Annotated in this window: 12 protein-coding genes and 1 pseudogene; all 13 read left to right on the top strand. The window is 29.3% G+C overall.

The annotated features are described in order from the left end of the window. Positions 1 to 372, top strand: a pseudogene (locus BGI41_RS03520) (tetrahydromethanopterin S-methyltransferase subunit A); the annotation flags it as partial. A gap of 17 nt (positions 373 to 389) precedes the next feature. Next, positions 390 to 596 carry a tetrahydromethanopterin S-methyltransferase subunit F gene (locus BGI41_RS03515; RefSeq protein ID WP_088538856.1) on the top strand — a complete coding sequence of 69 codons (207 nt, stop codon included), beginning with the start codon at positions 390 to 392 and terminating at the stop codon, positions 594 to 596. A 12-nt stretch (positions 597 to 608) separates the two neighbouring features. After that, the gene (gene mtrG, locus BGI41_RS03510) at positions 609 to 860 is read left to right on the top strand and encodes a tetrahydromethanopterin S-methyltransferase subunit MtrG (protein ID WP_042708246.1); all 252 of its coding nucleotides are present in this window, start codon (positions 609 to 611) and stop codon (positions 858 to 860) included. Positions 861 to 877: 17 nt separating this feature from the next. Continuing rightward, positions 878 to 1,810 (top strand): tetrahydromethanopterin S-methyltransferase subunit H, encoded by a 933-nt coding sequence (mtrH, locus tag BGI41_RS03505; protein WP_088538855.1) that lies wholly within the window; start codon positions 878 to 880, stop codon positions 1,808 to 1,810. Positions 1,811 to 2,222: 412 nt separating this feature from the next. Beyond that, positions 2,223 to 3,689, top strand: coding sequence for a methanogenesis marker 14 protein (locus tag BGI41_RS03500; RefSeq protein WP_088538854.1), 1,467 nt, complete (start codon positions 2,223 to 2,225; stop codon positions 3,687 to 3,689). A gap of 69 nt (positions 3,690 to 3,758) precedes the next feature. Beyond that, positions 3,759 to 4,397 carry an NTP transferase domain-containing protein gene (locus tag BGI41_RS03495; RefSeq protein WP_088538853.1) on the top strand — a complete coding sequence of 213 codons (639 nt, stop codon included), beginning with the start codon at positions 3,759 to 3,761 and terminating at the stop codon, positions 4,395 to 4,397. 178 nt (positions 4,398 to 4,575) lie between these two features. Then, positions 4,576 to 4,845 carry a PRC-barrel domain-containing protein gene (locus BGI41_RS03490; protein ID WP_088538852.1) on the top strand — a complete coding sequence of 90 codons (270 nt, stop codon included), beginning with the start codon at positions 4,576 to 4,578 and terminating at the stop codon, positions 4,843 to 4,845. Positions 4,846 to 5,265: 420 nt separating this feature from the next. Further along, positions 5,266 to 6,024, top strand: a complete 759-nt coding sequence (gene sufC, locus BGI41_RS03485; RefSeq protein ID WP_088538851.1) for a Fe-S cluster assembly ATPase SufC — start codon at positions 5,266 to 5,268, stop codon at positions 6,022 to 6,024. Beyond that, positions 6,002 to 7,237, top strand: coding sequence for a SufD family Fe-S cluster assembly protein (locus tag BGI41_RS03480; RefSeq protein ID WP_198945415.1), 1,236 nt, complete (start codon positions 6,002 to 6,004; stop codon positions 7,235 to 7,237). Before sufC ends, BGI41_RS03480 begins: the two co-directional genes overlap by 23 nt. 573 nt (positions 7,238 to 7,810) lie before the next feature. Beyond that, positions 7,811 to 8,230, top strand: coding sequence for a hydrogenase iron-sulfur subunit (locus BGI41_RS03475; protein WP_042708254.1), 420 nt, complete (start codon positions 7,811 to 7,813; stop codon positions 8,228 to 8,230). An 18-nt stretch (positions 8,231 to 8,248) separates the two neighbouring features. Continuing rightward, a complete protein-coding gene (locus BGI41_RS03470) occupies positions 8,249 to 9,178 on the top strand; it encodes a F420-nonreducing hydrogenase (protein WP_088538849.1) in 930 nt (309 codons plus the stop codon). Between the two features lies 1 nt (position 9,179). After that, complete coding sequence (locus BGI41_RS03465) at positions 9,180 to 10,604, top strand: Ni/Fe hydrogenase subunit alpha (RefSeq protein ID WP_088538848.1); 1,425 nt, start codon at positions 9,180 to 9,182, stop codon at positions 10,602 to 10,604. A gap of 11 nt (positions 10,605 to 10,615) precedes the next feature. Then, complete coding sequence (locus BGI41_RS03460; protein WP_088538847.1) at positions 10,616 to 11,860, top strand: 4Fe-4S binding protein; 1,245 nt, start codon at positions 10,616 to 10,618, stop codon at positions 11,858 to 11,860. Positions 11,861 to 12,064 lie beyond the last annotated feature (204 nt).

The following is a 12,064-nucleotide window of genomic DNA, read 5'->3' as shown; positions in this document are numbered from 1 at the left end:
ATTCCTATGGAAGGTGTTGAAAGATTCCAAAACCAATTAGAAATTGTTGATTTAATCGATACTGAAGATGGTGGAGCTATTACTTCTAAAGTAAAAGAATGTATTGAAAAAGATCCTGGTGCTTTTGAAGAAGAAGCTTTAGTTGTTGAAGTTTCTGATGACGATGATGAAGAAGATAGTGGTGAAGAAATTAAAGTAGTTTCTCCTGAAACAGCTTTAATTGAAGCTAGAATGAGAAATATTGAATCTGAAATCAATATGATTGGTGCGATTCAAAAGAATTTATCTGGTAATTATGCTGGTAAAGTACAAGGTATTATGGTTGGTCTTGTATTTATCATAATCATATTATCTTTATTCTTATTCTTCTAAATTGGAGGTAGTTTAATATGGTAAAAATTTCAACTAATCCAAATGTACGTGGTATAAACAACGTATCTGAAAATATTAATTATAAATCCAAACTTATTGGAAGGCAAGGAAGAATTTTTTCAGCATTATCTGCTAGTAGAGTTAAAGGTATGGGAATTGGTATTGCTTTTGCATTTATCTTAATAGTACTTCTTCCTTATATTGCTAAATTATGTGGATTATAGAGGTGTTTAATTATGTCTGAAGAAGAAACAACACCAAGTGTAATGGTCGATCCAGAAGAATATAATAAAGCAATGGAAAAATTAGATGATGTTGAAGAAAAAGTTGAATTTGCTTTAGGTGAATATTCTCAACGTTTAGGCCAACAAACAGGTAGAGATATTGGTATATTATACGGAATGATAATAGGTCTTTTAGTAATGATAGTATTTATTAAATACAATCTTGCAGCTGTAATGACCTCAATATTATCAGGATTAATTTAAGATTGGAGGTTAATTAAATGTTTAGGTTTGATAAAGAACAAACTGTTGTGGATGTTGCAGGTGTAAAATGTGGAGGACAACCTGGTGAATATCCAACAGTTCTCTGTGGAACTATCTTTTATGGTGGACACAAAATTATTAGTGATGAAAAAGCAGGTGTCTTTGATCATGATGCTGCTGAAGGATTAATTAGAGAAATGGAAGAAATGTCTGATGTTACAGGAAACCCTTGTATTATTCAAACTTTTGGAGCAACTCCAGAAGCTATGGTAAGTTACTTAGAATTTGTAGTTGATGTTTCTGATAAACCATTTTTAATAGATTCAACTGGTGCAGATGCAAAAATGGCTGGTGTAGATTACTGTCAAGAACAAGGTATTTGTGATAGGGTTATTTACAACTCTTTAAACATGTCTTGTGAAGCTGACGAAGTTGCAAAAGTCAAAGAATCTGATATTGAAGCTTCAATTGTTTTAGGTTTCAACCCTATGCAATCTGGAGTAGAAGGTAAAATTGATATTTGGGATAATGGTGGATCTGCAGTAGATGAAGGTATTATTCCTATGGCTGAAGATTGTGGAATTACTAAATTCTTTATGGATGTAGCTATCACTCCTTTAGGACAAGGTGGAGGACCTGCATTAAGAACTACCTTTGCAGAAAAATCTAAATGGGGTTACCCTGTAGGTTCTGGTATTCACAACGTACCTTCTGCTTGGGATTGGTTAAAAACATGGAAAAAAGAACATAAAGATGCATGGTCTGTATGTGATATAGGTTCTGATTTAATGCAAGTAGCTGCTGGTGGAGACTTCTGTTTATACGGTCCTATTGAAAACTCTTCAAAAGTTTTCCCTGCTGTTGCTATGGCTGATTGTTTCATGGCTGAAGCTGCTAAAGATATTGGAACTGAACCTGTAGAAGGTCACCCATTCAATAAATTAGTATAAGTATATTTTAAGTTAGATGATTATTCATCTAACTTCTTAAATTTACTTTAGATTATTTCTTATTTTGTTTAATATATTTTATTTCTATTTTCTGTTATTTTCTGTATTTTGCTTGTTTTTACGGTTATTTCTTTTTCTGATTTTATAGTTTTTCCGATTTTGCTCTTATTTTTCTTTTATATTTTTTATAATATTTTGATATTTTTTGTATGAATTTTTCTTATTTTCATATCCTTTAATTTTTTTAATTTTATTTGTGACTTTATCCATATTTTTCTTAATTTTAGATTAATTGCTTTATGTCTTTTCTTTTATTTTAAAATCATTTAAAAAAATTTATATTATTATACTTTTAAATATAATCTTAATTGTTTTTTCAATTAATTTAATTAAAATAATGTGGGGTAAAATAATGTCATTTTTGGATAATCTTTTTCATAGAGGGCCTAAACCAATAATTGCACATAGTCAGCCTAAAGATTTGGATATGTTAAAAGCAAGTACTAATAGACCTCAAGATCCAGGATTTAAAACTCATCAAGATGTTTATTTTGTTACTGCTTCTGTTGAACTTGGTAATACTACTACAAAATGTATTTTAACTGCAACTAATTTAAATAATAGTCATTGTTATTTATTAAATAAAACTGTTAAAATGACTAGGGATATTAGACCACCTAAACCAAATGAAGAAGTTTTTGGTAAAACTGTTTGGGGTATTGAATTATCAAAAGAAGCTGTTGCTGAAATGATTAAGGATACTGTTTTAGAATCTCTTAAAAAAGCAAATGTTGATAAAGATAAAGATCTTGATTTTGTAGTAAGATCTACTGGAGTAACTGCTGGTTTTGCTACTGCTGAAGAAGCAGGTAAATTAGTTATTGCTCTTGCTGATGGATGTTTAGATGCAGGTATTCCTCCTAGAAAAATGTCTCCAGCTATGAGTCCTCAACAATTACCTGAAAGACTTAGAAAATATACTTTACTTGATCATGTAACATTTGATGGTGCTGTTGTAAGTGTAGTTCCTCCTAAAGGTAAACAAGCTACTGCAAATGAAATGGAAGGTGAATTAGTTACTGCTGGTATTAAATTAGGTGCTAAATGGACTGATGTTGATTATAGAAATCCATGTGTATCTCTTGATTTTGGTTCAACATTGGCAGGTCGTGTTGTAAATGATAATAGACCTTATGCTAATACTGTAGGTAATTTTTTAGGTCTTGCTGGTGTTGTTTCTGATTCTCTTGCTAGGGGTACTGATAAAGTTGATAAAAATAATGGTGCTGCATTAGACTTATATAATCCTAAATTAAATAAAAAAGGAGATAAGAAAAAAGCACAAGCTAATGCTCAAAAAGTACATAAATATATTGATATCCGTAAGGTACCATTAGGAGTTACAAGATTTGGTACAGTTCCTATTGATCCAGAAGCTGCAGAAGCTGCAGGTACAACATTAATTGGTTGTGATGTTGGTGAAAATGGTGATAAACTTCCTGATTTAATGGATATAGGTAATGAAATATATGAAAATGATGGTTTACCAACACTTTTAGCTACTATGGATTATGTATCTGCAAATATTGTTTATCGTGCACTTGATGTTGCATTTGATGAGAATATTATAATTGAAGGTTCTGTTTTAGGTATTACTGGTAGGGCAGGTATTACTGGACGTAAACCAGAACTTATATTAGAATATTCTCAAGATAAATTTAATGACACTGTATTTGTTGAAGATGGATTAGCATTAGGTTCTGCAATTATGGCTCGTTGTATGAATTCAATGGGTACTCAAAACAATCCTATTGGTGGTCATCAAGGTGGTAAATGTATTCTTGGTAAAAGGATGAAGCTTCAAAATAAAAATAGGTAATATTTTTTTTAGATGGTAAAAGGATATTTCAAGTATTATCCTTTACTTTTTTTAATTTTTAGTGATTTTATGATTATTGCTCTTATAATGGCAGGAGGTTTAGGTACTAGATTAAATTCTAATATTGAAAAACCTCTTTTTAAATTTAATAATAAACATTTAATTGATTATGTTTTAGAAAATATTTCTTTATCTGACTTAATCGATAAAATTGTTGTTGCAGTAAGTTCTAATACACTTAATACTAAAAACTATTTAATTAATAATCATTTTGCTTGTTTTAATAATTCTTTTAATGATTATGATAAGTTTTATTTAAACACTCCAGGTAAAGGATATCTTAATGATTTATCTTATATTTTATCTATTTTTGAAAAAATCTCTAAAAATAATATTATTTTAATAATAAATGCAGATTTACCTTTTATTAAGTCTGATATTATTGATTATGTTATAGCTAAATATTTAGAATTTGATAAACCTAGTTTGTCAGTTCAAATTCCTGTTGAAGTTTATAAAAAATATAATGTTTCATATAATAATTATGAATTTAATGGCTTTGTTCCATCTGGTCTTAATATTTTAAAAAGTGAAAATTCTATTCAGGAACAAACTGATTTAATAATGGATGATATAAGATTAGCTTTTAATTTAAATTCTATTGATGATGTAGATATAGCATACAAAATTATGGATTATTTAATTTAATTTTATTTTTCTATAATTTTTATCTTATAATTTAGTATTTTATTTTAGTTCTTTTATTTTATTTAATTAATACTTTTTTTTAATTAATTATTTATTGAAAGTATTTTGGGTTTAATTTAAATATTATAAAATTAATAATATTAACTATTATTATAATTTATTCATTAACGGTGTAATCATGGAAAATAAAAAAAATATTCAAAAAAGAGAAGAAAAATTATGGAGTGAAGTTAAGAATTATCAGGTAGCAACTAATAATGCTCGTATTCTTGGTGTTCTTGATGAACTTATTATTAATGATAAAACCGGTAAAATTGTAGATATTGCTATTAAAGTTCAAGAAGATCGTAATATCCATGTTAAAGGAGCTAAAAGGAATGGTGACTTATTACTTGTTCCTTTCTCAAGAGTAGAAAAAGTTGGAGAATTTATTATTGTAACTGAATAAATTTTCTCATTTTATTTTATTTGTTTTATTAATTAATTATCGTTTTTTATTTAATATTTTATAGTTTTAACTTCTTTTTTTTGATTTATTATTAAATAAATTCTTTTTTTAAATAATCTTATTTTTGTTTTTAAGTTTTTTTACTTAATTTCTTTTTATATTTTACTTAAAACAATGTTATATTTTGATTTTTTATAATTTCATATATTATACATACTTTTTTACTATTTTTAATTAATTTGCTTAAAATATAACAATTGTTTATTTTTTCACTGTTATATTTTTTATTTTCATACTATTTTCTCGTTTTTATCATAAACTTTTTATTTAATAAAAAATAAGGTTAATATGTAAAATATAACACTATTTATATTTTTTATGAATTTTGTTTTATTCTATTAATAATATATGGTGATAAATATGTTACTTGAAATTCACAATTTAGCTGTTGAAGTTGAAGGTAAACAAGTATTAAAAAATGTTAATCTTTCTATAGCCGAAGGTGAAACTCACGTACTTTTAGGACCTAATGGGGCAGGTAAAAGTACTTTATTCATGACTATATTAGGATTCCCAAAGTATCATGTTACTAATGGTTCAATTATTTTCAAAGGTAAAGATATAACTAATTTATCTACTGCTGAAAGAGTTAAATTAGGTATGGGTGTAAGTTTTCAGAATCCTCCTGCAATTAGGGGAATCTCTGTTGAAAATTTATTGAAATATGAATCTGGTCAAAATGAAGAAGATGAGTTAAACCCAAGAATGAAATCTTTAGCTGATAAACTTAAATTTAATGATGATTTTTTAAAAAGAGATGTTAATTTAGGATTTTCTGGTGGGGAAGTTAAAAGATCAGAAGTTCTTCAACTTTTAGCTCAAAGGCCTGATTTTACTATGTTTGATGAACCGGATTCTGGTGTTGATATTGAAAATGTTGAACTTATTGCTGAAGAATTAAATGTTATTTTAGATAAACAGAAAAAAATTAGTGAACGTAAACGCGCTGGTTTATTGATTACTCACTTAGGATATATTTTAAATTTTGTAAAAGCAGATAAAGCTCACATTTTAATGAATGGTGAAATTGCTTGTTCAGGTAATCCTGATGAAATTTTAAATGATGTTCGTGAAAATGGATTTAAAGGATGTGTTAATTGTGCGCAATGTACTCAATGATGCTGAAAAAGCTAAAAATAAAAAAGCTCCTTTAGGAACAGATATTACTATTGAAAATTATTCTAAAGAAGATATTTCTGTTTATGATGTTATTGATGATTTAGATGATTTATCTAAAAAAGATAAAGATACTCTTATTTCTGTAGGTGTTGATTCAGAAGAAAAACAAAGAAGTGGAAGTTTTGTTCAATTTGATCAAAGTAATATATTTGCTAATACTTTATCTGATAATATTGAGGTTATGAATACAGGTGTTGCAAAAGATAAATATCCTTGGTTAAAAGATTATCTTTGGAATGCTGTAAAACCTGATCAAGATAAATATACTGCAGAAACTGCATTAAGAGAAGAAAAAGAAGATGTTTATAGTGGTTATTTCATAAGATCTAAACCTAATACAAAAGAAGTTTTTCCAGTACAAGCATGTATGTTTATTGCTGATAAAGATATTATGCAAACAGCACATAATATTATTATTGCTGAAGAAAATTCAGAATTACACTTAATCACTGGTTGTGCTACTGGTAGTGATATATCTTCTGCACTTCATGTAGGTGTAAGTGAATTATATCTTAAACCTGGTTCTAAAATTACTTTTACTATGGTTCACAATTGGGCTGAACAAGTTGAAGTACGTCCTAGAACTGGTATTAAATTAGCAGATAATACTACTTTCATTAATAATTATATTTTAACTAGTCCTGTTCAATGTGTACAATCTTATCCTACTGCATATTGTGAAGGTAAAAACTCACGTGCACTTTTCCAAAGTGTTTTATCTGGTCAAAAAACTTCAAATATTGATGTTGGATCACGTGCTATTCTTAATCATGAAAGTAGTTCTGCTGAAGTTCTTTCACGTTCTGTTGCAAATGATGAATCTAAAATTTATGCAAGAGGAGATTTAGTAGGTAATGTTCCTAATGTTAAAGGACATCTTGAATGTAATGGATTAGTATTATCTGATGAATCTTCAATTTATGCTGTTCCAATCCTTGAAGCTAATTCTTCTGGGCTTGAATTATCTCACGAAGCTGCAGTTGGTAAAATTGATGAAGATGAAATTTACTATTTAACTTCTCGTGGATTCAGTGAAGAAGAAGCAGCAGCTATGATTGTTAGAGGATTTTTAAATATGGATATTACTGGTTTACCTCCAGCTCTTGCTGAAAGTACTAAAAAAATGATTGATATGAGTGTTAAAGGAATGTAATTTTTTCCTTTATCCTTTTTTAATTTAAAGTCAGTATTTTCTTAGATTTTTATACTATTTTTTTAGATTTTTTATATTTTTTTAAAATTAGTCTATTTTTTTAATTTATTTTTGATAATTTTTTAGTAAATATTTAACAGCATTTTATAATAAGTATTATTTTATTATTCGTAATTATTAAAACATATTTTCTATATTTGTTTATTTTTTCAATGAAATTTCTGTATTTATTGTTATTTTTTAAAATATTTAGACATTTTTATTGTATAATTTAATATTTTAACTAAAAATTTTTTAGTTTAACAATTTCTTAATTTCATTTATTTTATTTAAAGCTTTCGGTTTTATTTTCCAAGTAAGCTTTATATTTAATTTTAAAGTAATATTGTATTAGTATATTAATGTTATGCTGAGCTAGCTCATTGAGGTACAATATTTATCAATGAAAAATATTTTATTCAAAATATATTTTGTTGATTAAAACGTTTTAAAAAAAGAGAAAGGTAAAAATTTTGGAAAATATTTCCATATTTTTTTTAAAAAAAATTTTGAATAGTAGAGGAGGTTAACTCTATGGCAGATGATATAAAAATTGTAATGTTTTGTTGCAACTGGTGTTCCTATGGTGGAGCAGATACTGCAGGTACTGCTAGGATGCAATACCCACCTAACATTAGGGTTATTCGTGTAATGTGTTCCGGTAGAATTGATCCACAATTCATCTTAAAAGCATTTAGAGAAGGTGCTGATGGTGTACTTGTAACTGGTTGTCACATGGGTGATTGTCACTACGATGCAGGAAATTATAAATTAGATAGAAGAATGAGAATTGTCTACAAATTAATTGAAGATTTAGGTATTGATAAAAGAAGATTATACCACGATTGGATTTCCGCATCTGAAGGTGAAAAATTCGCAAATACTGTTAGAATGATGGTTGCTAGAGTTAAAGATTTAGGACCTTCACCTTTAAAAGAACAAATTCAAGCTTAATTTAGTGGAGGATATATAATGGCAGAAGAAAAAGCAAAAATTGGAACTATGTGGTTAGGTGGATGTTCAGGTTGTCACTTAGCTGTTGCTGATTTCCATGAAACATTAATAGATGTTTTAAAATTAGCTGATTTCGAATTTATTCCAGTTTTAATGGATACTAAATATGATGAAGTACCTGATTTAGATGTAATTCTTATTGAAGGTGGAATCAGAAACGATGAAAACAGAGAATTAGCTGAAATGTTAAGAGAAAAAGTTAAATATGTTATCGCTTTCGGTACTTGTGCATGTTATGGAGGTATTCCAGGTCTTGGAAACTTACATACTGTAGAAGATTTAGAAGAAGAAGCTTACATTAATTCTGTTTCTACTGTTAACCCAGAAGGTATCATTCCTAATGAAGATGTACCTCAATTAGAAAACAGAGTAAGACCTTTAAGTGAAGCTATTGATATTGATATGATGCTTCCAGGTTGCCCACCAAGATCAGATGTTATTGCTAATGCAATTATCACTTTACTCAATGGTGAAACAGTTGAATTACCTACTACAAACTTATGTGAAGTTTGTCCTAGAGAAAAACCACCTGAAGGTTTAGCTATGGACTTCATTAAAAGACAATTTGAAGTCGGAAAACCTGAAGATGATTTATGTTTAATTGCACAAGGTTTAGTATGTTTAGGTCCTGCTACAGTTTCATTATGTGGTGCAGAATGTCCTGAAGTTGCAATCCCATGTAGAGGATGTTACGGACCAACTGCAAAAATTAAAGATGCAGGTGCTAAAATGATTTCTGCTATTGCTTCAGATTACGGTGTAGAAGAAGATAAAACTGTTGATCCTGAAGAAGTAGCTAGCCAATTAGATGATATTGTTGGTACATTTTATACTTATACTTTACCAGCTGCTTTAATCCCAATGAAAATGCAAAATGGAGGAAATTAGAATGGCAAAACTAACTATGGAACCTGTAACTCGTATTGAAGGTCACGCAAAAATTACTGTTCAGTTAGATGATGCAGGAAATGTTCAAGAAACCAGATTACATGTTATGGAATTCAGAGGATTTGAAAAATTCTTACAAGGTAGACCTGCAGAAGAATTACCACGTTTAGTTCCAAGAATTTGTGGTATCTGTGATGTTCAACACCACTTAGCAGCAGCTAAAGCTGTTGATCAAATCTACGGATTTGGTGATGAAATTTTACCTACTGCTTACAGAATGAGAGAAATTATGAACTGGGGTTCATTTATGCACTCCCATGCACTTCATTTCTACTTCTTAGCAGCTCCAGATTTAATTATTCCTAATGGAACTAGAAAAACAAGAAATGTCTTCCAAATTATTAAAGATCAACCAGATATTGCTTTACAAGCTATTGAAATCAGAAGAAATGGTTTAGATATTGTTAAAGCTATTGGTGGTCGTCCAATTCACCCAGTATCTTCCACTCCTGGAGGAATTTCCACTGAATTAACCGAAGACAAACAAAAAGAATTAAAACAAAAAGCTGAAAGAAACATTGAATTAGCTCAAAACACTTTAGATTTAGCTATTCCTATTTTCGAAGATAAAATAGATCTTGTTAATGATTTAGGTTACTTCGGAGATACTCGTCACTGTGGTTTAGTAAACGATGGTAAATGGGATGTTTATAATGGTAATGTAAGAATTAAAAGTAAAGATGGTTCTAAAATTGAATATGAATATAACAATTTAGAATACCAAGACATTGTTGCAGAACATGTTAAACCTTACTCCTGGTTAAAATTCCCATACATTAAAGAATTAGGATACCCTGAAGGTATTTACAGAGTAGCTCCTTTATCCAGGATTAATGTTTGTGATTCCATGCCTGATGAAGCTCCTCTTGCTCAAGAAAGATTAAATGAATTCCGTGAAAAATTCGGATACGCACAACAACCTATGTTATTCCATTGGGCTAGATTAATCGAAATCTTAGCTTCTGCTGAATGTGCAGCTAATGCATTAGATGAAGATTTATCTGGTAAAAAATTCCCAGATTCTCTTGAAAGAACTGCTGGTGAAGGTGCAGGTATTGTAGAAGCTCCTCGTGGAACTTTAATCCACCATTATAAAACTGATGATAATGGTTTAGTAACTAAAGCAAACCTCATTGTTGCAACTATTCAAAACAATCCTGCTATGGAAATGGGTATTGATCAAGTAGCTAAAAAATACATCAAACCTGGTGTAGAAGTAGATGATAAAATCTTCAACTTAATGGAAATGGTTATCAGAGCATACGATCCATGTTTATCTTGTGCTACTCATACTATGGACAGTCAAATGAGACTTTCTACTTTAGAAGTTATTGATAGTGACGGAAACTTAGTTAAAAAAATCTAGAGGTGTGATATATGATAGTAGTCAACCAAGACGACTGCATCAAATGTGGAGCTTGTGAAGGTATATGTCCTTCATCTGCTATTGAAGTAGGTGAAAAACAAATTATCTTCTGTGATACATGTGGTGGAGAACCTAAATGTGCTGAAGTTTGTCCTAATGGTGCACTTACAGTCGATGAAGTAGCTGTTGATGATGAAGGTAATACACAAGTCAGATTATCATATAACCCAGTCCTCTGTGATCAATGTGGTGGAGAACCTAAATGTGTTGATGTTTGTCCACCGAAAACACTTGAATTAAATAGTGATTCTAAAATACCTATTGATGGATTCTGTGTAATGTGTAGACAATGTGTAGATATCTGTCCTGTAGGTGTTATAGGTATACCTGGAGTTAAAGAACCTGCTGTAAGGGAACTTAATATTAGCGGTCCTATTTTCATCCAAGATTGTGTTGGATGTGGAACTTGTGTTCCTGAATGTCCTGCTGATGCTATTACTTTATCTGCAGTTGGTGAATCAATTTCTATTGATGAAACTAAATGTATTAAATGTGGAGTTTGTTCTCAAACTTGTCCTTGGAATGCAGTATTTATTTCTGAAAATAAACCTGTTAAACGTTCTAAAACTATCAAATCATTTACACTTGATGAATCTGTATGTATCGGATGTAATACTTGTGTAGAAACATGTCCTGGGGATTTCATTGAAGCTAAAGGTGCTTCTTTAACTGTAAAACTTCCTCAATCTTGTGCTGCTTGTAGTTTATGTGAACAACTCTGTCCTGTTGATGCAATTAGCTTAGAAGTTGAATTCGGTGAAGCAACTCCTGCTGATTCTTTAGGTATTTCCAGAGATGTTGAAAAATGTGATTTCACTGGTGCATGTGCTATTGCTTGTCCTACTGAAGCTATTAGGGTTGTCAGTAAAATGGGTATGAAATTACCTGAACAAGTTGAAAGTGATGAAGAACCTTCATTTGTTATGTGTGCTAGATGTGGTGCTTGTGCTGCAGCTTGTCCTAATGGTGCTTTAACTTTAGATGAGTTTGAAGTAACTATTGATGGAGAATCTGTATTAAGAAACAGGATTCAAGCTAACCCATCTAAATGTGAACAATGTGGAACTTGTGTTGAAGCTTGTCCTTACGATATGTTGAAATTAAAATCTGAAGGTAATTTACCTGTTGTTGGATTCTGTACCCTTTGTGGTCAATGTATCGAAGCTTGTCCTAGAGACGCAGTTTGTTTAAAATAGATTAATAATTAGATGATTTTTTCATCTATTATTTTTTTATTTTCTATTATATTGTCTATTTTTGTTTATTTGATTATTTTTTGTAATTTATGCTTTAATTTTTCTTTTTTTTTAAAAAATAGTTTTTTATTTAGTTAATTTAAGCATTTATTTTTTAAAATTAGTTTTTATATTTTTTTATTAAATTTATTATTTATTTAAAAT

The sequence above is a fragment of the Methanobrevibacter sp. 87.7 genome (genome assembly GCF_002208625.1).
Classification (GTDB): Archaea; Methanobacteriota; Methanobacteria; order Methanobacteriales; family Methanobacteriaceae; genus Methanarmilla.
This window is presented reverse-complemented; position numbering and strand designations above follow the sequence as displayed.